Source organism: Pyxidicoccus fallax (genome assembly GCF_012933655.1).
Lineage (GTDB): Bacteria > Myxococcota > Myxococcia > Myxococcales > Myxococcaceae > Myxococcus > Myxococcus fallax.
In genome coordinates this window covers 1-26,413 of the sequence record NZ_JABBJJ010000171.1, presented here as the reverse complement: position 1 = coordinate 26,413, position 26,413 = coordinate 1, and the positions used below count along the sequence as shown (strand labels likewise).

The 26,413-nt window shown below is 69.8% G+C and carries 20 protein-coding genes; 12 read left to right on the top strand and 8 right to left on the bottom strand.

The annotated features are described in order from the left end of the window. Positions 1-492, top strand: a 492-nt coding sequence (locus HG543_RS30595) for a cation:proton antiporter domain-containing protein (RefSeq protein ID WP_211194266.1), incomplete at its 5' end; no start/stop codon positions are given. Between the two features lie 40 nt (positions 493-532). Here HG543_RS30595 and HG543_RS30590 read toward each other — a convergent pair. Beyond that, positions 533-1,195, bottom strand: a complete 663-nt coding sequence (locus HG543_RS30590) for an ankyrin repeat domain-containing protein (protein WP_169348436.1) — start codon at positions 1,193-1,195, stop codon at positions 533-535. A 237-nt stretch (positions 1,196-1,432) separates the two neighbouring features. On the opposite strand from HG543_RS30590, the gene HG543_RS30585 reads away from it, so the two are divergent. Beyond that, positions 1,433-1,804, top strand: coding sequence for a hypothetical protein (locus tag HG543_RS30585; RefSeq protein WP_169348435.1), 372 nt, complete (start codon positions 1,433-1,435; stop codon positions 1,802-1,804). Between the two features lie 101 nt (positions 1,805-1,905). On the opposite strand, the gene HG543_RS30580 is transcribed toward HG543_RS30585, so the two are convergent. Both HG543_RS30580 and HG543_RS30575 read right to left on the bottom strand, forming a co-directional pair. Beyond that, positions 1,906-2,349, bottom strand: a complete 444-nt coding sequence (locus tag HG543_RS30580; RefSeq protein ID WP_169348434.1) for an SDR family NAD(P)-dependent oxidoreductase — start codon at positions 2,347-2,349, stop codon at positions 1,906-1,908. Continuing rightward, the gene (locus HG543_RS30575) at positions 2,346-3,272 is read right to left on the bottom strand and encodes a zinc-binding dehydrogenase (protein WP_169348433.1); all 927 of its coding nucleotides are present in this window, start codon (positions 3,270-3,272) and stop codon (positions 2,346-2,348) included. The genes HG543_RS30580 and HG543_RS30575 overlap by 4 nt, the downstream gene beginning before the upstream one ends. A gap of 71 nt (positions 3,273-3,343) precedes the next feature. On the opposite strand from HG543_RS30575, the gene HG543_RS30570 reads away from it, so the two are divergent. Further along, positions 3,344-4,366 (top strand): AraC family transcriptional regulator, encoded by a 1,023-nt coding sequence (locus tag HG543_RS30570; protein ID WP_169348432.1) that lies wholly within the window; start codon positions 3,344-3,346, stop codon positions 4,364-4,366. 121 nt (positions 4,367-4,487) lie between these two features. On the opposite strand, the gene HG543_RS30565 is transcribed toward HG543_RS30570, so the two are convergent. Next, positions 4,488-4,652 carry a hypothetical protein gene (locus HG543_RS30565; protein WP_169348431.1) on the bottom strand — a complete coding sequence of 55 codons (165 nt, stop codon included), beginning with the start codon at positions 4,650-4,652 and terminating at the stop codon, positions 4,488-4,490. A 797-nt stretch (positions 4,653-5,449) separates the two neighbouring features. Here HG543_RS30565 and HG543_RS30560 point away from each other — a divergent pair. Further along, the gene (locus HG543_RS30560; RefSeq protein WP_169348430.1) at positions 5,450-6,508 is read left to right on the top strand and encodes a hypothetical protein; all 1,059 of its coding nucleotides are present in this window, start codon (positions 5,450-5,452) and stop codon (positions 6,506-6,508) included. A gap of 207 nt (positions 6,509-6,715) precedes the next feature. On the opposite strand, the gene HG543_RS30555 is transcribed toward HG543_RS30560, so the two are convergent. Then, positions 6,716-7,216 (bottom strand): IS5 family transposase, encoded by a 501-nt coding sequence (locus tag HG543_RS30555; RefSeq protein WP_439332611.1) that lies wholly within the window; start codon positions 7,214-7,216, stop codon positions 6,716-6,718. Between the two features lie 206 nt (positions 7,217-7,422). Here HG543_RS30555 and HG543_RS30550 point away from each other — a divergent pair, with 206 nt between their 5' ends. The 5 genes from HG543_RS30550 (at position 7,423) to HG543_RS30530 (ending at position 13,933) form a co-directional block, all read left to right on the top strand. Then, positions 7,423-8,001, top strand: a complete 579-nt coding sequence (locus HG543_RS30550; RefSeq protein WP_169348429.1) for an imm11 family protein — start codon at positions 7,423-7,425, stop codon at positions 7,999-8,001. Positions 8,002-8,172: 171 nt separating this feature from the next. Further along, entirely contained in the window at positions 8,173-8,913 is a 741-nt protein-coding gene (locus HG543_RS30545) for an AHH domain-containing protein (protein WP_169348428.1), read from the top strand. Between the two features lie 2 nt (positions 8,914-8,915). After that, positions 8,916-9,500: an imm11 family protein gene (locus HG543_RS30540; RefSeq protein WP_169348427.1), complete on the top strand. Its 585-nt coding sequence runs from the start codon at positions 8,916-8,918 to the stop codon at positions 9,498-9,500. Between the two features lie 155 nt (positions 9,501-9,655). Then, entirely contained in the window at positions 9,656-10,312 is a 657-nt protein-coding gene (locus HG543_RS30535) for a hypothetical protein (protein WP_169348426.1), read from the top strand. A gap of 162 nt (positions 10,313-10,474) precedes the next feature. Beyond that, positions 10,475-13,933: a CHAT domain-containing tetratricopeptide repeat protein gene (locus HG543_RS30530; RefSeq protein ID WP_211194265.1), complete on the top strand. Its 3,459-nt coding sequence runs from the start codon at positions 10,475-10,477 to the stop codon at positions 13,931-13,933. Here HG543_RS30530 and HG543_RS30525 read toward each other — a convergent pair. Further along, positions 13,916-17,851 carry a bifunctional serine/threonine-protein kinase/formylglycine-generating enzyme family protein gene (locus HG543_RS30525; RefSeq protein ID WP_169348425.1) on the bottom strand — a complete coding sequence of 1,312 codons (3,936 nt, stop codon included), beginning with the start codon at positions 17,849-17,851 and terminating at the stop codon, positions 13,916-13,918. The genes HG543_RS30530 and HG543_RS30525 overlap by 18 nt on opposite strands. 90 nt (positions 17,852-17,941) lie before the next feature. Here HG543_RS30525 and HG543_RS30520 point away from each other — a divergent pair, with 90 nt between their 5' ends. Then, entirely contained in the window at positions 17,942-18,889 is a 948-nt protein-coding gene (locus tag HG543_RS30520; protein WP_169348424.1) for a sigma-70 family RNA polymerase sigma factor, read from the top strand. Between the two features lie 9 nt (positions 18,890-18,898). Here the strand turns inward: HG543_RS30520 and HG543_RS30515 are convergent, their stop codons facing one another. Beyond that, positions 18,899-20,005, bottom strand: coding sequence for an ADYC domain-containing protein (locus HG543_RS30515; protein ID WP_169348423.1), 1,107 nt, complete (start codon positions 20,003-20,005; stop codon positions 18,899-18,901). A 200-nt stretch (positions 20,006-20,205) separates the two neighbouring features. Between HG543_RS30515 and HG543_RS30510 the strand changes: the two genes are divergently transcribed. Continuing rightward, positions 20,206-23,547: a CHAT domain-containing tetratricopeptide repeat protein gene (locus HG543_RS30510; protein WP_169348422.1), complete on the top strand. Its 3,342-nt coding sequence runs from the start codon at positions 20,206-20,208 to the stop codon at positions 23,545-23,547. A gap of 159 nt (positions 23,548-23,706) precedes the next feature. Beyond that, on the top strand, positions 23,707-25,728 hold the full coding sequence (roxA, locus tag HG543_RS30505) for a rubber dioxygenase RoxA (RefSeq protein ID WP_169348421.1): 2,022 nt from the start codon (positions 23,707-23,709) through the stop codon (positions 25,726-25,728). 64 nt (positions 25,729-25,792) lie between these two features. On the opposite strand, the gene HG543_RS30500 is transcribed toward roxA, so the two are convergent. Continuing rightward, on the bottom strand, positions 25,793-26,413 hold a 621-nt coding region (locus tag HG543_RS30500), incomplete at its 5' end, for an FtsX-like permease family protein (protein ID WP_211194264.1).

Below are 26,413 nucleotides of genomic sequence, written 5' to 3'. Positions count from 1 at the left end.
GGACTGAGGGAGGAGGACCGCGAGTTCGTGCAGGAGGGGGCGTTCCTCTTCAAGGTCCTCTTCTTCGTCTACCTCGGGGCGAGCTTCCGTGTGGAGGATGTCTCGGCGCTCGTCAGTGGCGCGGTGGCGGTGGTGGCGCTGCTGCTGGTGCGCCCGTGGGCGGTGCGCGCGAGCCTCCCGCCGCGCGGGACGTCACGCAGGGATGCGTCGGTGGCCGCGATGCTCTCTCCGAAGGGGATGGCGGCGGCGGTGCTCGCCACGCTGCCCGCGCAGCGCGGGCTTCCCGGCGGGGAGCGCATCGCCACCGTGGTGGGCGCCGTGGTGGTGGTGAGCATCGTGGCGAGCAGCGTGCTCGCCGCGTTGGCCGCGCGGCGCGAGGGACTCCCCATCCTGCGCGTGCTCTTCGGCGCCTATGAGCGTGAGCCGGGCTCCGAGTCCGCCGCGCCCGAGGAGAAGCCGGAGGCCACCGGCCCCGACGTGGCCGCGGCCTAGCGTCTGTTCGAGCGGTACGCTCGGGCGGGCCAGGTGAAGTCTAGCGGTCAGGGGACTCGTCACGATTGCGGTTCGTGTGATGCTGGAGCAACTCCACGATCCGTCGCTGCGCCGGGGTCCTGCTCTCTGGCTCTGGGTCGAGCGCGTGGTCCAACGGGGTCAGCCGCATGAATCCCGGAATCGTGGGGTCTGCTCCGCGCGCGAGGAGCAGCTCGACGACGTCGGGCCAGCCCTCCTGGACGGCCAGGGATAGCGCCGTGTCGCCGATGTTCTCATCATCGACGCTGTTCACGTCCGAGCCTGCATCGAGGAGGAACCGCACGGCGTGGACATGGCCTTTGAACGCGGCGTGGTGCAACGGCGTGAAGGGGAAGTCGTCGAACACACCCAGGACCGAGTCGCCGCCAGCTCGGAGGAGCGTGTCCAGTACCTCCGTGTACCCGCGGTTCGCGGCCCAGTGCATGGACGTTTCGCAATGGTCTGGTGGGAAGGCCTGGACTCTCGCACCCAATGCCACCAGGCACCGCACCCGCGCCAAAGCGCCTTCGGCCCCATGGATCGCCAAGACCGCGTGATGCAGCGCGATCTCCGCGGGGACAGGGTACAGACTCAGGTCACCCAGGGCGGCCGCTGCCGCGCGAATCTCATCCTCGACGCCCCTTTTGATGGCGCGGAACAATGGGTCCCATCGCTCGTCGACCACGAATCGCCTCCATCTCCGAGTCGTCACTCACGGACCGGGTGTGCTGCCGGAGAAGTCTGGTTCTCCAGCCGTGTGAAGTCCGACGGCGGGTGCGGGGCTTCGGTGCCGGCCGTCCGCGTCCTGCGACCGCTCGGCTCCGGGGTTCGACGGCTGGCCCCCGACCGGCCTGACACCCCCGAGTGGGGGTGCCACCTTATGGCCGTGACCCTGTCCATTCTCGGCAACGGAGACACGCCCATGCGAACCGCGCTCCCCAGCACCGCGTACCGGGCCGCCCTCGGCCTCGCCCTCTTCGCCTCGTTCATCCTCATCTGGCTGGGCCTCGGCGTTGGCATCATCGGCGCGGACGGCGACCGCACCAACCTGCTCTACGGCGGGGTGCTCCTCATCGGCCTCGCTGGTGCCTTCATCGTGCGCCTGCGCGCGGCCGGCATGGCCCGCACGCTGGTCGCGATGGCCTTCACGCAAGCCGCGATCGCGGTGCTCGCGGTGCTCGCCGGATGGGGGATGCCGTGGAGCCCGCCAGTCGAGATCCTGGCGCTCAACGCCATCTTCGTCGCACTGTTTCTCGGGTCCGCCTGGCTGTTCCAGCGCGGTGCGCACGGCTAGACCTGGAGACCGTCGACCAGCGTCTCACCTCCCGTGATTTCCAGCACCGACCCGGTCACCCGCGAGGGGCTTCGACTGTGTTGGGGTTTCCATGGCGTTCCTCAAATGGCGACGAAGCCGCCGTCGACGGTCAGCGTGTGGGCGGTCATGTAGGGGTTGGTCATCAGGAACTCGATGGCGTGCGCGAGGTCCTCGGGCTGACCGAAGCCCCGCAGCTTGTCGAAGGTACGCTCCACCTGCTCGTTCGTCAGGGCGGTGACCGGCGCCCGGCTCCCGAGCTCGTTGTCCACGGCTGTGAGCACCAGGTGGTCGATGGGGCCGAGCGAGGGGATGACCCGGTCCACGGCCGCCGCATCCAGCATGTTCATCGCGATGGCACGGGGAGGCTTGCCCTCCACGCGCCTCGCCGCCGCGTCGAGCTTTTCCTGGGAGCGGCTGAGCATGACGACCTGGGCACCGCGCGCGGCCGCAGCCCGCGCTGCGGCCAGGCCAATGCCCGAGCTGGCGCCGACAATCACCACCGTCTGGTCCGTCAGCGCGCTCATGGGCTCGCCCTCCGGACGTCCAGCACGGCCTTGCCCGGCACCCGCCGTCCGAGCAGCGCGTCGATGGCCGGGAGGAACTGCTCCCAGCTCCCGCGCCACCCAAGCTGGGGATCCAACGCTCCGTCCGCCAGCAGCGAGGCGAGGTACGTGAGGTCCGCTCCGAAGTGGCTTCCCACGGTGAACACCTCGACCCGGCGTTCCCCGCCGCGGCGGCGCTCCGCCTCGAAGTCGATGGTGCTGGGCTCGCGAGAGGCCGCGCCGATGCTCTGAACGGAGCCGCCACGCTCGACGAGCCCCAGCGCCTGGGAGAGCACCGTGCCGCCGATGTTCTCCAGCACGCCGTACACGGGCTTCTTCACCTGCGTGAGGCCCACGACGACCTCGTCCGCGCCGAGCGCGCGCAGCCCCTCTCCGCGAGCGGTGCCGCCGACCGACGCCACGACGTGGGCCCCGGCGCGGTGGGCAAGCTGGACCGCGAAGCGGCCGACGCCTCCAGAGGCGCCCGTGACGAGCACGCGACGGCCCACCACCGGGCCCAGGGCGCGCAGGGCCCGCAGGGCTGTCACCCCCGCCACGGGCAGGGCGCTGGCGGCACCGGGCTCGACGGTGTCCGGGACGAGGCCCAGCTCGCTCGTGTCCACCGCGCGCAGCTCGGCCCAGGCGCCACCCCAGCCGAAGCAGGTGACGCGTGTTCCCTCCCTCGGCCCCGAGCCGTCAGCGGCGGCGCGCACGATGACGCCCGAGGCGTCCCAGCCCGGCACCTGGCCCGGCTGGAACATCTCGGAGAGATACGAGACCTCCCCGAAGTTCAATGACACGGCGTGGACTTCGACGAGCGCCTGCGAGGGCGAGGGCTGGGGAGAGGGGACCTCCGCGAAGCGGAGACCCCGGGGCTGGTTCGGATCGTGGACGAGTGCACGCATGGGCTTCTTGCTTCCTCCTGGGGGGAAGACTGTCGCCCGCGCGCCGGTGGCTCCATGCTACTTTGACTCGAATGCTTGCCCGTTCGTCCGAGCTCGAGGCGATTCCGTCGGATCCGCTGAGCGAGGTCCTCCAGGACCTGCGCCTCACGGACGGCTCCTACGGGCGCTGCGAGCTGTCACGTCCCTGGGGCATCGAGTTCGCTCCGCTCCCGAGCAGGACGGGCACTCCGTTGGGGTTCTTCCCGACGGGGCGTTCGAAGCCGCTGGCCCAGGCGCGGTTCCACTTCGTGGTGTCGGGTGACTGCTGGCTGCGCGCCCCGAAGCGGGGGTGGCTGGAGCTGCATCCGGGTGACGTGGTGCTCGTGCCCCAGGGAAACAGCCATGCGCTGGCCGACCGGGCGCGCGGCCGGCTCAAGCCGCTCGAACAGATTCCGCTCGACGAGGTGGGCGAGCACACCTACCACATGCGCACGGGAGGCATGGGAGCGACCACGACGCTCGTGTGCGGCAGCGTGAGCTTCGCGCAGCCCGCGATGCATCCGCTGCTCGCGCTGATGCCGCCGGTGCTGCTGGTGCGCGGAGAGGGCCGTCAGGACGCGACGTTCGGGATGCTCCTCCAGGCCATGGCGGAGGAGGTGCTTGCCCGGCGCATCGGCGCGGCGACGGTGATGACGCGGCTCGCGGACGTGGTGATTGCGCGCGTCATCCGGGCCTGGGTGGAGTCCCACGGGGAGGAGGCGCGGGGCTGGCTCGCGGCGCTTCGGGACCCGCGGATTGGCCGCGCGCTCGCGGAGATCCACCAGCGTCCTGGCGAGCCCTGGTCGGTGGAGTCACTGGCCGATGTCGCCATGACCTCGCGCTCGGTCTTCTCCGCGCGCTTCACGTCCATCGTGGGAATGTCCCCGGCGCGCTACCTCGCGCGCTGGCGCATGCATGTCGCGAGCGGCTGGCTGCGCGACGGAAGCCACACCGTGGCGCAGGTGGCGGCGGAGCTCGGCTACGACTCGGAGGCGGCCTTCAGCCGTGCCTTCAAGAGGTACGCGGGCATCCCTCCCAGCGCGGTGCGCCGGCAGGGCCGCGACGAGCGCGCCTGAGCCGCCTGTCGGGAATCCCAAGGTCGAGTGCCCCCGGGACAGTTCTGGGGGCCGGGAGCATGAGGGTCTGCTGCCTCCATGCCCGTCATCATCCGCGGCCGCCGCGTCATGTTCCTCCAGTTCACCGGCTCCGGTGCCCTTCCGCCCACAGGGTGCCGGGCTCCTCGTCCAGCAGGTTGGCCGGGCCGTAACGGCCGGGGTCCTTCGCATCCGCCAGCACCGAGGAGGCCATCACCGTGACGGGTACTCCGTGCAGCAGCACCTGGACCTGCCCTGCCGCCAGCATCCCCGCGTCGATGGACTGGCCCCACGCCCCCGTGCTCAGCAGGACGCAGGCCAGGATGACCCAGGGAACGCTCCGCGGATCAGACGACGAACGAGATGCGGATGGGCTCCTCAATCGTCGGCCGTCTGCTCGCGATACATCACGTCCAACCCCACGAGGCGCCAAGCCCCCGCGACCTGGGCCCAGTGGATCCGGAAGTTCGAGGAGTCGTCCCTCGCCTTGGGTGGAACGGTGGGGTCGAACACGTAGCCTCTTCCATTTCGCTCGGGCAGGAGCCGGAACACCTCGCTTCGCATCGAAGCGGCGGCGGCGGCGCCGTCGAGCTTGATGCGGTAGCAATTCCATTCCCTCGGGCCGTTGACCAGGTCGAACTCCTCCTCGGGTGGCGGCAGGAGGCCGTTGTGAGGAACCTCCGGGTAGGAACGCTATGCTCTACGCATCTTCCGCTTATCGCCATGGTCAAAGCAGCCCTCCACATGAATGTTCGGCGTTACCTGGCCACCGGTCCTCGTCCAGCGGGGCAGGCCGTTCGTCGCACAGCGCGAAGTGACTTTCCTTTTGGGACGGTGCAGGCAGTCCTGCGCCTTGCGTCCTGACCGGCGCGTCTACAATGGGCCTGGAGCGCAACGAGCGCGCGTTCCTCCGACGGAAGCTTCAGTTGACTTCTGAAGAGGCTCGCCAAAGCTTTTCCCCGAGGTCGGGAGGCAAATCAGTCTGCCAGCCATCGTGGGCGGCACCCGGCAGTCAGACGTTGCCGCGACAGCCTGGCTCCGGACGTATCGGGAAAGAAGGATGCAATGCGCAAGCACATCGCTGCAATCATCACGCACTGCCTCGTGGGGGCGGTTGTCGCTTCGTCTGCGTTGGCTTCGGGACAACCCGAAACCACAGGGAGGAAGTTCGCTGACGCGGAGGCTGCTCTCGTTTCTGTCGCGGAGACCAGCCCCATCGGCCAGGCCGAAGAGGCACTCCAATGCCAGGCGTTTGAAGCCCTCAGTGTTGCACTTGCTCTCGGAGGAATCGCCGCGACGGTATTCAGCGGCGCCATTGACTGGCCGAAAAACGCTCCCAGCCCGGCGAGCATCGAGTACATATACTACGGCTCCGCCAGTGGCCAGGAACACCAATGTCCGCTGGTAATCCAGACCCTGCATGAAAACGGCAAGACGTCTCGTCAGCTCATCTCTGAAAAACCCATCACCCAGTTGTGCGAGCTCAGCGAAACCGCCCATCTCAAGCAAGGGAAGGTCCAGGCTGGCTGGAGCGACCATGAACAATCCACGATTCGTGACCTCTACATCACCGCCACCGGCCCGAAGCTGGCGTCATTTTCAAGGATCGTCCTGAGGTTGGGCGGGCATCTCCAAAAGGCCCACCTGGGAGAAAATGCCGTCGTAGTCCTCGACGCGGGGTTGGTGAACTACTGCCACAACAGTCCCAGGAGCCCCGAGCTCTGGCGAACAGGGGGGCGTCCCATGCCATCCTGGTCGACGACCTTCCGTGAAAACAGCGGGTGGCACATGCAGATGGGGACAACCAATCAGTGGGAGGAATTCCACATCTGGAATGTGAATGGCTTTATCATGGACTTCAAGGCCCTGGCGGATGACTTCAACAGAGTGGGCGGGAAACTCAATGAGGAACAGAGCGTCAAGGCGCTTGACAGGCTCTGCCATCGCTTTGGTCCGACAAAGTGGAACGAGGGAAAGGATTGCAGTCAGTGCTGTTCCTTCACCCAGAGGACCGCTGAATTGCCAATGGAGAGCATGATTGGGAAGTCACCAGGAGTGGCGACGGTCAAGGGCTGCATCGGGCCCATGGTGCCAAGTGACGAGCCCTGGGCCCCCAACTGGTGACAGCGAACACGCACGACGCCCCTCTGTCGGGGGCATTGTCGCATCGCGGGACTCCCGAATGCGCGGGTTGTGGAGGGAGCGCCCTCACTCCCACCGCACCACCAGCTTGCCCACGGAGTCATTGCGCGCCATGCGCTCCAGCGTCTGGCGCAGCCCTCTCTGCCAAGGTGAGTGAGACAGTCCGTACCCGGCAGTTTAGAACTCCTTTCATAATCTCCGAGCAAGCTCCCTGAAGAGGATGACGGAGCAGCCGAGCTGGAGGAGTGCGAGGTGGAGGTCAGCCCGGCGCTCTTCGCGCATGCGCAGCCGCTTCATGTTGTGGAGCCACCCGAGCGTGCGCTCCACGACCCAGCGATGCCGGCCGAGCCGCTGACTGGACTCGATGCCGCGCTGGGCAATACGCGGGGTGATACGACGGGCGCGGAGCCCGCTCCGGATGTCCGCGAAGTCGTACCCCTTGTCGCCGTGAGCCTTCTTCGGCCGATTGCGAGGTCGGCCTCGCCGTCCGGTTCGTACGGGCAGGATGGCGTCGAAGAGCGGTAGGTCCTTCTTCTTGTCGTGCACGTTCGCAGCCGAGAGGAGTACGACGAGCGGACGGCCCTTCCGATCAGTCACCAAGTGGTGCTTGCTGCCCTTTTTCCCTCTGTCCGTTGGATTCGGGCCTGTTTCGGCCCCCCTTTTCTGGCGCGGAGCGAGCTGGAGTCGAATGCTGAGCGGCTCCAGTCAATGCGGCCTCGGATACCGAGTTCATTGAGAAGCTGCTGCTGGAGCCGCTTGAACACCCGCTCCCTGTCAGAAATTCCATTGTTGAGTGCCCCCACGGTGCAGTTCTGGGCGCCTCGGGCATGAGGGTCTGCTGCTTCTATGCCCGGGAGCCACTGATGCGGCGGCAGCTCCAGGTGGGAGAGTGAGCAATGCAGAGCGACTACTTCGTGCTCATGCGCGAGCGCTCCCAAGAGCACCCGCTGCTGATGTGGGACGAATCCGCGTACTCGTTCCGCAAGGCGCGTCCTGTCCAGCGCTCGGAGTCTGTCCGGTTGAGGCTGGGTGAGCCCGTGCCACCCAGGCCTCGCATGGTGGATCACCACAGCCTCCCCGCGCCCGTGGTCTCCACACGTCTCAAGGAGTGCATTGAGTCGCTGGGCCTGCAAGGGGTGCAGTGGGTTCCCGCGGATGTCCGCGTCGGCGACGCGGTGCTGAGCTATTGGCTGATGCACATGTGGCGGCGTCTGGCCTGCATGGACCGCACGCGCTCGCGCTTCGAAGAATCCGACAGCGGGCTGATCCTTCTGAGCCTCGACAAGCTGGTTCTTGACGAGGACGTGCTCCGCGCGATTCCGCTCCAGGAGCGGCTCGCCTTCCGTTTGGAAGAGACCGTGACGCATCTCTTCCACCAGAGCGTCGTGGACCGGGTGCTGGGCCTCACGCCTCCAGCAGAGGGACTGCGCTTCATCCCCGTGCCCGACTGGAACGACTCCGCCGGGTTCCGCTGAAAGTCTCGCGGCCGCCTTCAGCCGTGCCTTCAAGCGGTACGCGGGAATCCCACCCAGCGTGGTGCGCCAGGAGCCGTGACGAGCGCGCCTGAGCCGCCTGTCGGGAATCCTAAGGTCGAGTGCCCCCGGGGACAGTTCTGGGGGCCGGGAGCATGAGGGTCTGCTGCCTCCATGCCCGTCATCATCCGCGGCCGCCGCGTCATGTTCCTCCAGTCCGGACCGGGAGACGGGCCCAAGCCCCCGAAGAGACTTCCCTGCGAGTACTGTGGGAGGCCGAAGCATCCGTTGGCGGCGGAGTGGGGGAGCCACATCGGCAACTCGATGTGGCTCAGCGAGGCCATCCTGGAGGGGCAGGAGCCGGAGAAGCACGACTGGTACACGGGGCGGTGGTCCATCGCGGCGCACCACCTCATCTGCTCCGAGGCCATGGAAGACGACGAGGACTGGGCGAAGTACTGCCGCGAGTTCGGCTACGACATCAATCGCAGGGAGAATGGCGTCATGCTGCCGTCCCGGATGGACGTTGCCTGTGAGCTTCACGTACCCGTCCATCGTGGCAATCACGCGGCGGGCTGGGCTCACGATGTCCAGCTGGCATACCCCAAGGCAGTCATGGCCAGGACGGACGACATCAAGACCCATGTTGTCCGCGGAGCGTTCTGCTCCGACCCGAGCGCGCTGACCCTCGAACTGGATGCACTCAGTGAAGAAATCCTGGCGAAGGTGGCGCGCTTTCGATGGACCCTCTCTTCTGATGGGCTGGACTACCAGGAGGGCGGCATCGGGTGCGCAGGGACCGCCAACATTCCGGAAAAGCCAACGCGTGCCTGTCCGCGCCGACGGACCCACGCGCTGAAACATGGGGCGACTGGTAAGCAGCTCGTGCGTCGAGCCTTGCAGGTGGGGAAATAGCCATGCAGCGCGAGTACTGCGTCCTCGAGCGGGCCGCTTCCAACGACCACCCGCTCTTGGGCTGGGACCAGAGTGGCAGTGCCTTCTACAAGGGCAAGCCCGTACACGTGTCCGAGCCTGTGCGCCTGCGCCTCGCGGAGCCGGTGCCTCCGAAGCCGGTCATGGTGGACCACCACAGCCTTCCGAAGCCCGTTCTTTCGCCGCGTTTGAAGGAGGCCCTGGAGCCGGTGCCCCTTCACCGTGTGCAATGGGTGCCAGCGGATGTTCGAGTCGCCGAGGGTGACGTGCGACGCTACTGGCTGCTGCACGTGCACAACGAGCTGCGCTGCATGAACCGGCAGGAGTCGGTATTCAAGCTCTCTCCCTCCGGATTGACGTTGCTGAGTCTCGAACGGCTCGTGCTCGACGAGTCAGTGCTCTCGCGGATGCCCTTGGACGAGCGGCGCATCTTCGTGCTCGCCGAGTCCCCCTCCACCTGCCTCTTCCACCAGAGCGTCGTGGACCGGGTGATGAGCCTCACGCCTCCAGCGGAGGGACTGCGCTTCATCCCCGTGCCCGACTGGAACGACTCCGCCGGCTTCCGCTGAAGGCCTCGCGGCGGCCTTCAGCCGTGCCTTCAAGCGGTGCGCGGGCATCCCACCCAGCGCTGGTGGAGTCCGGAAGGTCTGGGCGGCTACGATGCGCCCCCATGCGAATTCACGAGGGGGCCCTGCTGGGCCTGATGGTCCTGAGCAGTGGTTGTATGACAACGGTTCGGTCAAGCAGCCGCGCCCACCTTCCGGAGCAGCAGTCCCAGGCCCTGCTTCGGGGGACGCCGGACGATGCGGCGCGCCGGTTCTCGGAGCTGTTCTCCAAGCGAGGCTTCGAGGTGACGGAGCGCCTGAAGCGCAAGGGTGACGCCACCCTGTATGTCTTCAAGGGCCGGCGCATGGCGGTGACGACCGTGAAGAACACCGGCTTCGGGATGGCCGGCTCCGTGAAGACGGTGGGGTCCGCGTTCTATGTGCTCCTGACGCCCGACGCGGACACCACCCGCGTGGACCTCTTCGGCAAGCCCACCATCGACGGCCGCGCGGTGTGCAGCGATGAGCCTCCGGCGTGGGTGCCGCTGTGCCAGGGAGATGTCTCGACCGAAGCCATGTGGGGCGGCGGTGAGCAGGTGACGGGGCGCGAGGAGGCGGAGACCATCAGCGGATTGCTCCTGGAGATGAGTCTGTCGGGCTCCGGCGGCCCCGGCTCGATGGTGGCCATGCCCGAGGCGGGGCCCGTGACGCCCAGTTGCGTCGCCTCGGAGCTTCCCGAGTGGAAGACGGCCAGTGCTCCCGAGAAGAAGAAGCTGCTGGAGAAGTGCCGCGCGCCGGCCTCCTCGGAAGGGGCCCAGGCAGCGGACACGAAGTGACCGACCACAGCACCGCCATTCAATTCCAATGCCAGCCCTGGGAAACGAACGGCCCGCGAATTCCCTGCATCATTTCCGGCTCCGTCGGCTCACTCTTCTCGACGGCCGCCTTCGAGTGGGACCGCTCGGGACATCCCGAACGGATGGCGAGCAGGAGCGGACATGCGGCGGGTTCGCGGGTGGATGCTGGGAATGCTGCTGTGCTGCGCGGCGGGAGCGGCGGGTGGGGCGGCGCCACCGGACGCGCGGCTGCGGGCGGCGCAGGCGACCTTCGACTGGGCGACCTCGGCCTGGGACGCGGGCAGGTATTCCGAGGCCATCACCCGGGGCGAGCGGGCGCTGGCGCTGTGGGCGTCCGTACTGGGGGGCGCCCATCCTGAAGTCGCCAGGTGTCTGGACTGGCTCGGCGCTCACCAACTGCTCCGGGGGAACCATGTCCAGGCCGAGCGACTGCTGCGGCGCGCGCTGGCGATTCGGGAAGCGGCCCTGGGCAAGAGACACCCGGAGGTCGCCCAGACACTCAACACGCTCGGCGACCTCTACCGGGCCCAGGGGTTGTTTGCTCGGGCCGAGCCGCTCTACGCGCGGGCGCTGGCCATCCGGGAAGAGGCCCTCGGCAAGCGCCATCCCCTCGTTGCCCAGTCACTCAACGACCTTGCCACCCTCTACCGCATCCAGGGCTTGTACGCGGGTGACGAGCCACGCTCCGAGCCGCTCTATGCGCGCGCGCTGGCCATTCGGGAAGGCGTCCTCGGCAAGAGCCACCCGGATGTCGCTCAAACGCTCTTCGACCTCGCCGTCTTCTACCAGGCCCAGGGGATGTATCCGCGTGTTCAGCCGCTCCATTTGCGCGCGCTCGCGATACGAGAAGAGGTTCTCGGCAAGCACCATCCCCTGGTCGCCGATTCGCTCTCCCAGCTCGCCTCCTTCTACCGGGCCCTGGGGTTGTTCGCCCAGGCCGAGCCGCTCCGTGAGCGTGCGCTCGCCATTCGTGAAAGGGCTCATGGCAATCGCACTCCCGACCTCGCGGACTCGTTCATCAGCCTGGCCCTGAACCATGCGAATCGGGGGGCGTTCGTGCGTGCCGAGCCGCTCCTGCGGCGCGCGCGGGTTCTCCGGGAAGCACTCCTCGGCAAGAGCCATCTCCTCGTCGCCGAGGTACTCCTCCTGCTTGGCCATATCTACATGGAGCAGGGGTTGTACGGCCAGGCCGAGCTGCTCCTGCGGCGCGCGCTGGCCATTCATGAGGCGGCCCCAGGCGGGCACCATCCCCTCCTCACCCAGTCGCTCTACTGCCTCGCCGACATCCATGTGGCGCAGGGATTGTACGGTCAGGCGAAGACGCTCTACGAGCGCACGCTGCGCATCGAGGAAGCAGCCCTGGGCGAGCACCATCCCCTGGTCGCCCACGTCCGCGTCAGCCTCGGCGACCTCTACGTGGCCCAGGGGTTGTACGGTCAGGCCGAGCCGCTCTACGCGCATGCACTGACGAGCATGGAAGCGCGCCTTGGCGGGCACGACCCCTACATCTCCAAGCCGCTCATCGGTCTCGCCAGCGTCTACCAGGCCCAGGGGTTCCCTCTCCGCGCCGAGTCGCTCTACACGCGCGCGTTGGCCCTCATGGAAGCCGCTCGGGGCAAGAACCATCCCGAAGTCGCCGAGTCACTCAGCCACCTCGCCGACCTCTACTCGGCCCAGGGGCGGTACGCTCAGGCCAGGCCACTCCATGAGCGTGCGCTCGACATTCTGGAAGCCACGCACGGCGAGGGGCATCCCAGCGTCGCGGCCACGCTCAACGACCTCGCGGTGATTCATCTGGGGCAGCACCGTCTCCCCGAGGCCCTGTCGCTGTTCACCCGTGCCTTCGCCCTGTCCGAGCAGCGCCTGCGGCAGGAGGCACTGGGCTTCTCGGAGGCGCGCCTGGCCAGCTTCCTCCAACTGCTGCGCTCCGACGAGGAGCGACTCTATGCACTGCTTCGTGCCCATCCCGACGAGGACCGCGTCAAACGCCTCGCCCTCGCCGCCGCGCTGCTGCTCAAGGGCCGCTCCGTCGAGGAGAGCGCCGACATCTCGCGCACCGTCTACCAGAGCCTGGACTCGAAGGGCCGCGACACCTTCGAGCGGCTGAGGGGGCTGCGCACCCTGCTGTCCCAGCTGGCATTCCAAGGCCCCGGCTCGCTCCCACCGGAAGCCCACCAGCGGCGCCTCGAGGCACTCTCCGAGCAGGGCGCCGCCCTCGAAGCCGACCTCGCCCAGCGCTCCGCTCCACTGCGCGCGTTGGCCGCGCTGCCGTCTCCAGCCCGGATTGTCGACCGGGTCGCCGCGGCGCTGCCCAGGGACGCGGCCCTCGTCGAGTTCATTGCCTACGTGGACCGCCCGCTCGTGTTCGAGCCCGGCGCACCCGAGTCCCGGCGCCACGGCCAGATGCGTTACCTGGCGCTGGTCCTCTACCCGGATGGCACCCTCCGCTTCCAGGACCTGGGGCCCGCCGAGCCCATCCACTCCGCCGTGTCGCGCCTGCGAGACGCGCTGACCGACCGCGATGCCGCCGTCCAGGTTCCCGCCCAGGCGCTCTACCAGCGGGCCTTCCAGCCGTTGCTGCCGCTGCTGGGCAACACCCGCCGCCTCTTCCTCTCGCCAGATGGCGAGCTGGGCCTGGTCCCCTTCGCCGCGCTCCACGATGGGCGTCGGTTCCTCGTGGACTCCTTCGATTTCACCTATGTCCCCTCCGGAAGGGCGCTGCTGCCGCGTGCCGAGGAGCGCGACGCCCCTGACTCGGTGGTCGTCCTCGCCGACCCGGACTTCAGCGCGCCGCTCCCGCCGAGGTCTTCCTCCCATGGGAATGGCTCCACGCTGGCCACGCGTTCGTTTCCCGGGGAGCGTTTCTTCTCCACGCTGCGCGCGGACCTGGCGTCGCGAGCGTGGTCTCCCACGTCGCTGCCCGGCACCCGCCAGGAGGCCGAGAGCATCAAACGCCTGCTGCCCCGAGCCGAGCTCTTCCTCGGACTGGCGGCCACCAAGGAGCGACTGCTGCACCTGCCCACGCCCGGCATCCTTCACGTGGCCACCCATGGCTTCTTCCTGGAGGATGCGCCGGGGCTCTCGGGCTCTCGCGCGGTGGTCCAGTTCGGTGCGCTGGGGGAGGACGTCCAGGCTCCCGGCGCGCCGGATCCGCTGCTGCGCTCGGGCCTCGTCCTCGCGGGGGGGAGTGCGCCCGCGCACTCCAGCGCCGATGCAGCCCCGCCTTCTCCCGACAGCTCGCTGGTGACGGCGCTGGAGTTGACGGGCCTCGACCTGTGGGGGACCCAGCTGGTGGTCCTGTCCGCTTGCGACACCGGGCGAGGTGACGTGAAGCCGGGGCAGGGGGTGTACGGACTGAGGCGGGCCTTCCTGGTGGCGGGTGCGGAGACGGTGGTGATGAGCCTGTGGAAGGTGGACGACGACAAGACCCGGGAGCTGATGGAGGCCTACTACCGGCACCTGCTGGCGGGGCAGGGGCGCGCCACGGCGCTGCGCGAGGCGATGCTCGCGCTGCGGCGGACCCAACCCCATCCCCACTACTGGGCGCCCTTCATCGCGATGGGCCGGGACGCGCCCCTGCGGTTACCGGGGAGTGAATGACGCACAGACGCGTGCGCCAATGCGGACGTCGCGCGCCGTCGGGTCGCCAGGGGAGAGGCCCGCGCTGCGCGCGCCGAACGAGTCGTAGTACCAGGAGCCGCCCCGGAGGACGACCCGCCCGAAGGGCTCCGGCGCCACGGCCCGGGTGAGCTCGTGGGCGTTGCCCGCCATGTCGTGCAGCCCGAAAGGGCTCACGGAGGCGGGATGGGAGCCGACCTCGTCCGGCCCGAACGACGTGTTCTCCCGGTCGTACGTCTCGTCGATGTTGGCGTCGTCGGATTGCAGCTCGTCGCCGTGCGGGTACAGGCGGCCATCCGCGCCTCGGGCCGCGTACTCCCACTCATGCTGGCCACACAGCCGCGCTCCCGGCAGGCGCTTCGTCTGGTCGAGCCAGTAGAAGTAGCGCCCCAGGTCGTCGGCGGAGACGCCGGACAGGGGAAACTTCGTCCAGTCGGCGGTGCTCCGCCGGGTCCGCCCCGGGTAGACGAAGTCCTCGCCCACCCGCGCCGAGTCGAACTCCTCGCGCGAATGGTAGAAGGTGAAGACCCAGCCCGTGCCGGGCTGGTGCCGCAGGGTGACGGCTCCACGGTCGCCGAAGCGCGGCTGCTCCAGGAGCTTCCGCTCGGGCGCGCCCGGGGGCAGGTCCTCGAGGTACTCCAGCCAGTCGCCGAACGTCACCTCGCGCAGACCGATGAGGTAGCCCTCTTCGAGGCAGAACCGGTGGATCGGCGGGCTGTAGGCGAACTTTCGTAGCTCCTCGGCCTCGGCGCTGCCCAGGAGGAAGCAGCTCTTGGGGACGTAGGCATAGCCCTCGGGCACGGACGCGGGCAGTGTGAGGCGGACGGTTTCACGCTCCCCGTGCGTGAGGAGCAGGGGCAGCGTCACCGGGGCCCGGTCCGGGTGCGTGAAGCGGAGCAGATAGGAGCCCGCGAACAAGGAGAGGCGGGAGTTGCCATTCGAGGGCAGGGGCAGCGGCTGAAGCGGCTCGCGGTGGAGTTCGCCCTCCACCAGGGGGAGGTGCTCGACCTCGAGTAACGTGCCAGGAGGGGAGATCTCCAGCTTGACCTCGGCCGTGGCCCAGAGCCGCTCCAGCCACTCCGCGCCCTCCTTCGAGATGTCCACTTCCTGCTCCAGGCGTCGCATCCACTCGTCACGCTCGGCGCGCCGGTGGAAGCGCTCGGCGAGGAGGACGCGCTCGTAGAGGACCTCCGCGATGAGCCGGCGCGTGTCCACATGGAGGCGATCACGCTCGAGGATGCGCTCCAGGGCCTGGCTGGCGCGGGTATAGGCCGCATCCGCTCGCTGGCGCAGGCCGAGCGCCGCGGCCCAGCGTTGCTCGGCGGCCTTCCAGAGGCCCGCGGGTCCGGGTTGGGTCTCCAGGCCCGTGTTGGGGTTCGCGCGGCCATCGAACACCGCCAGCGCCTCCTCCCGGCCGATATGGGCCTCATGGGCGAGGCGGCGGCCTTCGTCGAGCGCCCCGCGCACCGTGCCCAGCTCCGCGGCGATGAAGCGCTCATTCTGGAGGTACCCGTGCAGGCGGAGTCCGCCATAGGAGACGAGGGCGGTGAGCGCGAGCCCGAGCACCGCGAGCCCGCGTCCCCAGCGCCCGCGGGCCACGGCGCGGCGCGAGGCGAGCAGGAAGGCCCGCTCGCGCGGGCCCAGGGTGGCCGGGTCCAGGGGCCGCGCCTCATCGAGCTGTCGCTGTCCCCACAGGACCTCGCTGGTCCGCCGCAGGCGCTCCCACTCGGCGCTGGCCGCCTCCACCCGCTTGCGCAGCACCCGGTGGCCGATGTCGTCGTCCAGCCAGTCGCGCAGCGTGCCCCAGCTCTCGAGCAGCGACTCGTGCGCGATCTGACAGCGCGGCCGGCCGCCCACCGTGCGCGTGTGCACGAGGCGTCCCTCCACGAGCGCGCGAAGGGCCGCGCGGGAGGCTTCGTCCGAGGGCTCGACGAGCTCGTCCTCGCCGCGCTCCAGTCGCGTGCCCTCGGCCGTCACCAGCTGGAGCAGCAGGCGCCGCGCCGCCGCATGCTCGGCGGGACTCAGGCTCGCGAGCACGCCGTCGGCGTGCCGGGACAGCGCTCCGGCCACCCCGCCCATGGCGTCGAGCGCCTCGCGGGTGATGCGGCCCTGCGCGGGATTGCGCCGCTCCCACAGCTCGGCGAGCGCGAACTGGAGCAGCGGCAGGCTGCCCACGCCGTGCGCCGTGGAGGCGACGAGCGTCTGGAGCAGCTCCCCGGACTCGAAGGTCACCCCCCGGCTGCGCGCGGGCCCGACGATGGCCTCGCGCACCCCTTCGGCCGAGAGGGGCCGGAGGATGTAGAGCGCCCGCTCGACCTCGTCGCCCAGGCCGGGAAGCGCGCCCAGGCGCGTGAGGAAGTCGCCGCGTGCCGCCAGCAGCACCCGCACCCCCGCCGCCGGCAGGGACAGCTCCCCGAGGAGGCGGGCGAAGTGCGCGGCCTGGACCGGCTCGGAGAGGGTGAGCAGCTCCTCGAGCTGATCGACGAAGAGCAGCAGGCCCCGGCCCCGCGAGTGCGCTTCGCGCAGCGCCTGCCCCAGCCACGCCGGCCTGTCCGCGAGCGCAGCCACCAGCTCCGCCTCGTTCCACCCGAGCAGGGGCGCGAGCGCGGCGGCGAGCACGTCGAGCGGGCGCCGCCCGGGCCACAGCGTCAGCGTGACGCGCTCCCGGCCGTCGTCCAGGGCGCCCGCGGCCACCCGAGGCAGCACGCCGGCGCGGCACAGCGAGGACTTGCCCGCTCCCGAGTCACCGGCCACGAGCACCAGGGGCCGGGTGCGCAGGCGCTCGAGCACCGCGCGGATGTCGGCCTCGCGGCCGAAGAAGAGCGACTGGTGCTCGGCCTCGAAGGGCGCCAGGCCCCGGTAGGGATTGCCGGCCGCCAGCGGCTCGGGCGCGCTGCGGCGCTCCAGCCGCTCGAGGGCCTCGCACAGGGCCTCGGCCGTGGCGAAGCGGTCCTGCGGGTCGACCGCGAGACACCGGGTGATGAGGGCCGCGAAGTCCGCGTCGATGTCCGGCCCGAGCGCGGCGCGGGGGCGCGCCTCCTCGGGCCGGGGCGCATGGCGCGGCACCTCGCCCGTGCACAGCTCGTGGAGGATGAGGCCCAGGGCGTAGATGTCGCCGCGAGGCGTCGCCGGAGCACCGGCGAGCAGCTCGGGCGCCATGTAGGGCAGGGTGCCGGCAAGCAATCGCGAGCCGGACGCCGGGTCCGCTCCCGTCTCGAAGCGCTCGGCCAGGCCGAAGTCGAGCAGCTTCACCTCGCCGCCCTTCGTGACGAGGGCGTTGGCGGGCTTGAGGTCCCGGTGGAGCACGCCCTGGCGGTGCGCGGCCGCGAGCCCCCGGGCCAGCCCCACGCCCAGGGACAGCACCCGGCGCCAGGGCACCGGCACGGGCAGCTCCGCGAGGCTCGTGCCCACGACGTACTCGGAGACGATGTACGGGCGGCCGCTCACCTCGCCCACGCTGAACACGTTGACGATGTTGGCGTGCTGCATGCGCGCGAGCGCCCGGGCCTCGGTGGTGAAGCGCTCACGCACCCGCGGGTCGGGCTCGCTGGCGGCCATGAACTTCACCGCCACGCGCCGGTCCAGCGAGGTGTCGTGTGCCAGGTAGACGACGCCCATGCCGCCCCGGCCAAGCAGCCCCTCCAGACGGAACTCGTTGAAGGCCTCGGGCGGCGTCCACGGCAGCCCCGGCTCCCGCGAGGTGCTGGTCGGCGCGTAGGTCTCGGTGGGCGCATCCACCGGGGGCTGGATGCCGGGCGTGAGCGTGGCCAGCAGCGCCCGGCAGTCGCCACACCCGGCGGCATGTTCGTGGACGCCCTTCAGCGCATCGTCCGACAATCGGCCCTCGAGAAGCTCGACGAGGCTCTCGTCCGGCAGACAGGGGGAGGTGGGCGGATGCATGGAGTTGGCGGCATCAGATTAGGCGCCGGATGGACGCCATTCAATGGCGTGCATTGGGGGCCGTGGGAAGCGCGTGGTATGTGTCTGGCCATGCCACAGGGCTCCGAGCTGGTCGCGACGTTTCTGGCGTACACCCCGGTGCGCTTCGTGCCTCTCGCGGGGGAGGAGGCCGCGGCGCTCGGGGCGCTGCTCGTGCGGGCCTGGGAGGAGGGGCGCGCGCGGTGGCCCGGTGTGGCGCTCCCCCCGGGACTGTTCGTGACCCACCTCGCCGTGCGGTTACCCGAGGCGAGTCCCGACAGCCCCATTCCCCCGCTGCTGGAGAAGCTCTCCCTGGCGGAGCTCTACCTTGCGTGCGCGTGTCTCCACGGCATGGCCTCCGCTCACGAGGCCTTCGAGCGGAGCTACCTGTCCCAGCTGCCGGCGAAGCTCCGGGGCCTCAAGCAACCCGACACGCTGATTGACGATGTTTGTCAGCTGACACGCGTGAAGCTGCTGGTCGCCACGCCCGAGAGTGCCCCCAGGATTGGTGAATACTCGGGACGGGGCGCGCTGCTGAACTGGCTACAGGTCACCGCCGCGCGTATCGCCAGCAAGCTTCGGGCGGCCGAGAAGCCCGCGCCAGACGAGGACCCGGAGGAGCTCTTCAAATTGCTACCGGGGCCGGGCGTCGACCCGGAGCTGGATGTCATGAAGCGGCGCCACCAGGCCGACTTCCGCCAGGCCGTGCATGAGGCCGCCGCCACGCTCTCGGCCCACGAGCGCCACCTGCTCCGGTTGCACTTCGCCGACAGGCTTTCGACCTACGAGCTGGCCTCGCTCTTTCGCGTCAATCAATCCACGGTCTCCCGCTGGTTGAAGAGCGCGCGGCAGCAGGTCCACGAGGAGACCCTGCGCCGCCTGAGGGAGCGGCTGGGCCTCTCCACCGTGGGCCTCGAGAGCTTCCTGGCCCTCGTCGACAGCCAGCTGGACCTGCGCATCAGCCAGCTGCTCGACGAGCAGCGCGAGACGGGGGCCCCGCCTCCTCCCGGGAACGACTGACCCGGACGCCTACGGGCCCGTGCCCGCGGAGGCGGGGGCTCGCGGGGCGCCATAGGACAGGTTGCGCAGCAGCGCCGTCCCCGGCTTCACGTCCGTTCGCCGCACCGTGCAGCGGTCCCCGCCGGTCAGCTCGACGGCCTCGCCGGCCTGGAGCCGGTCGGGGCATTCCTGGAGGATGACCTCCATCGCGCGGCCGTCGCGGGTGTGGGCGATGCAGGTGGCTCCGTCGGGCGCCCACGCCGCCTCGAAAGAGGCCTTCGCCGGGTCCCAGCCGCCCGAGGCCCGGGTCGCGCGCGCCAGCACGCCGAGCCCGTCATAGATGTCGATGGGGGTGTCCTGGCCCGTGTGGCTTCGGCCATTGCCGCAGTAGTCCGCGCGCGCCAGGCGGGTGCAGGCCTGGTGGAGGCCGGCCAGTGATTGCCCTTCGTGGCGCTCCCAGGGCTTGTAGCCCCATTGGATGCACTTGGTGATGGCGCCATTCTCGCAGGCGAAGGTGAGCTTGCCGGGCGTGTCCTGGTGCGCGCCGCTGGCGTCCCAGACGCCGCCCACCGCGAGGGCGCGCGGGTCGGGCACGCGGCCCAGGGCGACGCAGGGGTTCTCCCACTCCTGGGCCAGCGAGTTCCACGCCTCGATACGGTAGAAGACCACGCCAGGGTCCTGGAGCGAGGGCTCGGCGCCGCAGATGGCCACCTCCACCGGCTTGCCGTCGCTGGCGGTGCCCTGGAGCACGGTGCCGACGACGCCTGGAGGGGCCGCGTTCCCCTCCGCCGCGGGAGAGGCCACCAGGCGCCCACCCTCGAGCCGCAGGGCCGTCACCCCGGAAGCATTCGCCAGCCGCAGGGGCGCGAGGTCGGCCGAGACGAGCACGCTGCCGCGCTCCTCGGCCTTCTTCTCGGTGTCCCAGCTGCGCTTGGTCCCCCACAGCATGCTCCCCTGGGGTCGGACGATGCGGTGGGCGGACTGGGACTGGCACCGGCGCGCGTAGCGGTCGGCCTCGGACACCGTGGCCACGCTGCTCGCGGGCCGGGTGGCCGTGGGCTTCGCGGCGGGTGGGGCGCTGGCGCAGGCCAGCGTGGGGAGCTGAAGGAACAGCCAGGCAAGGAGGTACTTCTTCATTGGATTCTCTCCGGGGCACTCAGGCGAATGGGCCGGGCATGGGCCCTCGACCTTGAAGAGCCCTGAACCCGCCGAATGATGCAGGGAAGCGTGAATCCGCCAGCGTGGGTACCGGGTGACTTCCGCTGCATCATTCGCGAGCCCGGCGGCTCATGGGACTGGGGCGAATGGCGGCACCTGGGTTTCACGGGGAGGAAGGCATGCGACTGCTTCTCGCGTGGATGGCGCTATGGGTCATGGGCTGCGCGGCAAGAGGCCCCGCTGGCGCGAGCCCGCTGGATGCACGGCTGCAGGTGGCGCGGATGGCGTACGAAGAGGCGCTGCGGCTCCACGAGGCGGGCAGCTACGCCAGGGCGGTGGAGCAGGGACACCGTGCGCTCGCGCTGCGTGAGGAGGTGCTCGGAGACTCGCATCCAGAGGTCGCCAGCTGTCTGAACCTGCTCGGTGGGATGCACCGGCTCCAGGGGGACTTCGCCCGGGCCGAGCCACTCTATGACCGGGCGGTCGCCATTCTCGAAGCGGCCCTCGGCCAGGGACAGGGCACCGCTGCTCGAGCCATCGACGACGGCAGCCTGTTCTCCTCGAGCCCGGACGTTTATCTCCAGCAACCCCGCCCCAGGGCGGGCGGGCGCATCCTCCCAGACGTGCCGCAGGACGGGGGTCCTCCCGTGCTCGCCAGGGAGATCCATGAAAGCGCGAGGCTGGCCGGGTTCCTGCGGTTGTTCGTCCGGGCCGAGCCGCTCCACGTGCGCGCGCTCGCCATGGCGGATGCGACCCTCGGCAAGAGCCATCCCACCATCGCCGCGTTGCTCAATGAGCTGGGGCTCTTCTACGCGGCCCAGGGGTTGTACCTCCGGGCCGAGCCCCTGCTTCAGCGCGCATTGGCCGTTCGGGAAGCCGCCTTCGGCAAGAGCCATCCCGCCGTCGCCGTTTCCCTCAACAGTCTCGGCATCCTCTACGCCATCCAGGGACTGTATGCCCGGGCCGAGCCCCTGCTTCAGCGCGCGCTGGCCATGCGGGAAGCGGGCCTTGGCGGGAGCCATCCGGACGTCGCCGCCTCCCTCAACAACCTGGCCACCCTCTACGCCAACCAGGGGTTGTACGACCGTGCCGAGCCGCTCCACGAGCGCGCGGTCCTCCTGGCGGAGGCAGCCCTGGGCAAGCGCCATCCCACCGTCGCCATCTCGCTCAGCAGCCTCGCCAACCTCTACATGCAGCAGGGGCTGTATGACCGCGCCGAGCCGCTCTACGAGCGCGCGCTGGCCATCCGGCAAGTGGCCTTCGGCCAGGACCATCCCTCCGTCGCCGCTTCGTACACGAGCCTCGCCAACGTCTATCGGGAGCGGAAGGACTATGTGCCGGCCGAGGCGCTCTACGAGTTCGCGCTCAACGTCCGGGAAGCGGCTCTCGGCAAGAGCCATCCGGATGTGGCCGCCTCGCTCAACAACCTCGCCGTGCTCTACGCGAACCAGGGGCTGCACGCGCGGGCCGAGGCGCTCTACGAGCAAGCGCTCTCCATCCGGGAGGAGGCTCTCGGAAAGAACCATCCCGAAGTCGCGGTCCTGCTCAACAACCTCGCCCTGCTCAGGCTGGCCCAGCATCGCCTCGGCGAGGCCATTCCCCTGCTCACGCGCGCGTTCAGCATCTCCGAGCGGCGCCTGCGCCAGGAGGCGCTCGACTTCTCCGAGACGCGCCTGGCCAGCTTCCTCCAGTTGCTGCGCGCCGACGAGGAGCGGCTCTACGCGCTGCTGCGCGCCCATCCCCGCGACGCCCGCGTCGGGCGCCTGGCCCTGGGCGCCGTACTGCTCATGAAGGGCCGCTCCGTCGAGCAGACCGCCGGCATCTCCCGTGCCGTCTACCGGAGTCTGGGACCCGGCGAGCGTGACACCTTCGAGCGGCTGCGCGGGTTGCGCACCCAGCTGGCCAGTCTCTCGCTCCAGGGCCCTGGGCCGCTCTCGTTGAAGGCCTACCAGCAACGGCTGGAGGCGCTCGCCGCGCAGGGTGACGCGCTCGAGTCGTCCCTGGCCCAGCGCTCCGCCCCCCTGCGTGCGCTGGCCGGATTGCCATCGCTCGCCGACATCGTCGAGCAGGTCGCCCAGGCCCTGCCCGGGAACGCGGCCCTCGTCGAGCTCATCACCTATCAGGACCGCCCCCTGCTGTCCGGGCCCGGCACGTCCGAGCCGCACCTGCGCTACCTGGCGCTGGTGCTCTTCCCGGACGGCGGCATCCGCGTCCAGGACCTGGGCCCCGCGGGGCCCATCGACTCGGCGGCCTCACGCATGAGGGACGCGCTGGCCAACCAGGAGGCCGGTGTCGAGGTCCATGCCCGGGCCCTCTACCAGCTCGCCTTCCAGCCGCTGCTCCCGCTGCTGGGGGAGACCCGCCGCCTCTTCGTGTCACCGGATGGCCAGCTGGCCCTGGTGCCCTTCGCGGCCCTTCACGACGGCAGGCAATTCCTCGTGGAGGACTTCGACTTCACCTATCTCTCCTCCGGCAAGGACTTGCTGCCAAGGCCCCAGCAGCCCGTTCCCGCTTCCTCCGTGGTCGCCCTGACCGACCCGGACGTCCACGACCCGTTCCAGCCAGCCGATTCTTCCCTGGCGGCGGCTCATCAGGCCGTGGCCACGCGCTCCGCCTCCCTCGGGCAGGTTCTCTCCAACTGGCGCGGAGAGCGGGCGCAGCGGAACCGGGACGTCATCCGGCCCTCCGTGGTCGTCCTGGCCGACCCGGACTTCCACGTCCCGCTCCAGCCAGCCGCTTCTTCCGCGGTGGCGGAGCAGGCCGTGGCCACGCGCTCCGCCTCCGTCGGGCAGCTCCTCTCCCGCTGGCGCGGAGCGCTGGCGCAGCGGAACTGGGACGTCATCCGTCTGCCGGGGACGCGCCAGGAGGCGCGGACCATCCAGCACCTGCTGCCGCAGGCGCAGCTGTTCCTGGGGGCCGAGGCCACGAAGGAGCGGCTGTTGAATCTGCCGGCGCCCGGCATCCTGCACGTGGCCACCCATGGCTTCTTCCTGGAGGACGCGCCCCAGCCCGCGGCTTCCCGCGGAGTGGTCAGCTTCGGGGGGCTGAGCGATGCCCGGCTCAGCGCGGGGCCACCGGATCCGCTGCTGCGCTCGGGACTGGTGCTGGCGGGAGCTGCCACCGGCTCCAGTCCGGACAGCGCGCTGGTGACGGCGCTGGAACTCGCGAGCCTGGACCTGTGGGGCACGCAGCTGGTGGTGCTGTCGGCGTGCGACACGGGGCGAGGGGACGTGAAGCTGGGGCAGGGCGTGTACGGGCTGCGGCGGGCCTTCCTGGTGGCGGGCGCGGAGACGGTGGTGATGAGCCTGTGGAAGGTGAACGACGAGACGACGCGCGAGCTGATGGAGGCGTACTACCGCCACCTGCTGGAGGGGCAGGGCAGGGCGTCCGCGCTCATCGAGGCGATGCGGGAGCTGCGGAACACCCAGGCCCACCCGCACTACTGGGCGCCCTTCATCGCCATGGGACGGGAGACGCCCTTGCGCCTGCAGGCGTCCACCGCACGGCGGGCACCGCCGTAGAGGCCACCGCGTTGCAATCCCAGCGTGGTAACGACTGCTGATTAGTGAAACCTCCGGGTAATCCCGGCAATCCATGACGCACTGCGCATTGTGAGCGCCAGCGCGCGAGCCTAAACACCGCATTATTGGCACTGTGCCAATAGCCGGAGGAGGGCCCGCATGAGAGTGCCGTGGAGCCATACGTGGACGTTTTCCAGTGCCGTGATTCTCGCCCTGAGCGCCGAGAGGGCAGCGGCGGACCCATTGCCTCTGCTGGACACGACGGCCATCCGGGCGCCGTTCGCGGTGGCGTGTCAGGGCAAGCCGGACTCCACGCCGCTGCCCATCGACCCGCGCACGCTGGTGGTACCCGGGGTCAACACGCCCGAGGCGGCGGTGCAGTTCAACGCGTACTGGGTGGACCTGCACAACCCGCCCGCGCCGTTCGTCTCGACGCTGGAGCCCAACCCCACGACGTGTGGCGAGTTCCGGGCGAGCGCCGAGCGCGGCCGGAAGAACATGGAGCAGCGGGTCTACTTCCAGGCCTTCGGCAACGCGACGGCCTACTACTACCTCTACAAGCTCTGGGGCTATCTGGTGCGCCCCGCGGACTTCGACGAGCAGGTCATCAAGCGCTACGGGCTCGCGAAGGCGCCGTTCCGCAACCCGTACCCGCTGCCGTGGGAGAACCCCAACCTCACCAACGGGGGTAGCGGCCAGCTCCCGCTGGGCATGGTTCAGGAGCGCGATGAGAACGGGCGCTACACGGGCAAGATTGCCTCGACCTGCTCGGGCTGCCACGACTCGCGGTTCGGCACGGAGCAGGAGGCGGCCTTCGTGTGGGGGCGCACGAGCGACGCCATCGATGCCGGCCTCATCCAGTCCGACATGTTCCGCTCTACGGTCATCGGGACGCCGCTCCTGCTGGCGCCCATCCCCTGGAGCGTGGGCCGCGGCTCCAGCGACGCCATCGGCATCGTCGACCTGCTGCCGGCGCTCTTCGACATGGACTCCATGGCCATGGTGCCCAGCCTCCTGGAGTACTTCCCGACTCACGCGGGCGGCATGTCGCGCGCGCCCAACTGGTGGTACCGCGCGTTCAAGACGCGCCAGTTCTGGGACGGCGCGCTCACCTCGGACAACGTCCGCTCGGAGATGGCGTTCGGCATCGCGAACCTGGAGCGCAGCGCGCCGGAGCGCCGCGCGCTCACCGCCGAGTTCGACGACAACGACAACTTCTTCCTCTCGCTGTCACCCCCCACCTTCCCCAAGCCCATCAACACCGCGCTCGCGGAGCAGGGCGCCATCCTCTTCCACGAGCGGGACCTGTGGGCGAACGGCGCCAACGCGGACATCCCGAAGGCACCGGGCAACGGCTCCTGCGCGAGCTGCCACGGCGTCTACTCGCCGCGCCATGCCGCGGACCCGGCGTACCTGCCCGACCCGCGCCTCAAGGGCATCGCCGGCGTCATCACGCCGCTGGAGACCATCCGGACGGACCCGGCCCGCGCGGGGCTGATGGCGGACGAGCGCAAGCGCCGGGCGTGGAACACGTCGTTCCTCGCGCACAACGACATGGCGCCGGACCACGGGCCCTTCTACGACGACCCCATCACCAGCGCGCTGCGCCGCGTGCCGCGTGCCGCCTATGACAGGGGCATGGGGCCCATCTACTCGCCCGAGGGGCCGAACATCTGGATCGAGCCGTTCGGCTACATGGCGCCGCCGCTCTACGGCTCCTGGGCCTCCGCGCCGTTCTTCCACAACGGCAGTGTGCCCACGCTCTGGGAGGTGCTGAAGCCGTCGGACCGCCGGAAGGTGTGGAAGCGCCAGCAGTCCGCGCCCAACAACCTGGGCACCAACGCGGGCTACGACGCGAGCTACGCGTCGTACGACTTCGCGAAGCTGGGCTGGAAGGTGACGCCCCTGGCCTGCGGCGACGAGCCGAGGAACGATCCGTTCATCCCGTGCAGCCACGAGATGGCGACGCCGGACGTCATCTTCGCGAACATCGCCAACCTGGTCGCCAACCACAACTCGCTGGCGTACCAGTCACCGCCGCCCATCACCCAGAAGCAGATCCGCTCGCGGATGATCTTCAACTCGCACCTGTACGGCATGGGCAACGAAGGCCATGACTTCACCCAGTCGCTCACCGACACGGAGCGCTGGGCCATCATGGAGTACATGAAGACGCTCTGAGCCGGGCGTTGAAGGAAAGAGGGCGCGGCGCCTCGGGGGATGCGCCGCGCCCTCGGTTTTTCCGTCAGTCGTGCCGGAGCGCGATGATGGGGTCGATGCGCGTCGCGCGGTACGCGGGCAGGAGGCTCGCGAGGATGGCCACGCCGCCCAGCACCGCCACCACGCCCACGTAGGTGAGCGGGTCGGCGCGCTCCACGCCGTAGAGCAGGCTGCCCAGCATCCGGCTGGCGACGAAGGCCAGGCCCACGCCCAGCGCGAGTCCCGTGCCCGTCAGCCGCAGGTACTGGCCCAGCACCAGGCCCACCACCTGCTGCCGGTCCGCTCCCAGCGCCATGCGGATGCCGAGCTCGCGGGTGCGGTGGGTGACCGCATGCGTGACGACGCCGTAGATGCCGAGCGCCGCCAGCAGCAGCGCCACCCCGGCGAACACGCCCACCAGCAGCATGTAGAAGCGCGGCTGGGCGACGGCGTCGCTGACCACGGCCTCCATGTCGCGCACGTTGGCGACCGGCAGGTCCTTGTCCAGCTCGTGCACCGTGGCGCGCACCTGGGACGCCAGCGCGAGCGGCGCGCCCTCCGTCCGCACCACCAGCCGCATGATGTTGGAGCGCGCCTGGAGGAAGGGGACGTAGACCTCCGGAGAGGGCTCCTTGGCGATTCCCCCATGGCGCACGTTTCCCACCAC

Bases quoted from the DNA above. Each gene is read 5' to 3' on its own strand.
- HG543_RS30585 (WP_169348435.1), top strand. From the start codon at position 1,433: ATGCGAACCGCGCTCCCCAGCACCGCGTACCGGGCCGCCCTCGGCCTC.
- HG543_RS30580 (WP_169348434.1), bottom strand. From the start codon at position 2,349: ATGAGCGCGCTGACGGACCAGACGGTGGTGATTGTCGGCGCCAGCTCG.
- HG543_RS30575 (WP_169348433.1), bottom strand. From the start codon at position 3,272: ATGCGTGCACTCGTCCACGATCCGAACCAGCCCCGGGGTCTCCGCTTC.
- HG543_RS30570 (WP_169348432.1), top strand. From the start codon at position 3,344: ATGCTTGCCCGTTCGTCCGAGCTCGAGGCGATTCCGTCGGATCCGCTG.
- HG543_RS30565 (WP_169348431.1), bottom strand. From the start codon at position 4,652: ATGCTGGCGGCAGGGCAGGTCCAGGTGCTGCTGCACGGAGTACCCGTC.
- HG543_RS30560 (WP_169348430.1), top strand. From the start codon at position 5,450: ATGCGCAAGCACATCGCTGCAATCATCACGCACTGCCTCGTGGGGGCG.
- HG543_RS30550 (WP_169348429.1), top strand. From the start codon at position 7,423: ATGCAGAGCGACTACTTCGTGCTCATGCGCGAGCGCTCCCAAGAGCAC.
- HG543_RS30545 (WP_169348428.1), top strand. From the start codon at position 8,173: ATGCCCGTCATCATCCGCGGCCGCCGCGTCATGTTCCTCCAGTCCGGA.
- HG543_RS30540 (WP_169348427.1), top strand. From the start codon at position 8,916: ATGCAGCGCGAGTACTGCGTCCTCGAGCGGGCCGCTTCCAACGACCAC.
- HG543_RS30535 (WP_169348426.1), top strand. From the start codon at position 9,656: ATGACAACGGTTCGGTCAAGCAGCCGCGCCCACCTTCCGGAGCAGCAG.
- HG543_RS30530 (WP_211194265.1), top strand. From the start codon at position 10,475: ATGCGGCGGGTTCGCGGGTGGATGCTGGGAATGCTGCTGTGCTGCGCG.
- HG543_RS30525 (WP_169348425.1), bottom strand. From the start codon at position 17,851: ATGCATCCGCCCACCTCCCCCTGTCTGCCGGACGAGAGCCTCGTCGAG.
- HG543_RS30520 (WP_169348424.1), top strand. From the start codon at position 17,942: ATGCCACAGGGCTCCGAGCTGGTCGCGACGTTTCTGGCGTACACCCCG.
- HG543_RS30515 (WP_169348423.1), bottom strand. From the start codon at position 20,005: ATGAAGAAGTACCTCCTTGCCTGGCTGTTCCTTCAGCTCCCCACGCTG.
- HG543_RS30510 (WP_169348422.1), top strand. From the start codon at position 20,206: ATGCGACTGCTTCTCGCGTGGATGGCGCTATGGGTCATGGGCTGCGCG.
- roxA (WP_169348421.1), top strand. From the start codon at position 23,707: ATGAGAGTGCCGTGGAGCCATACGTGGACGTTTTCCAGTGCCGTGATT.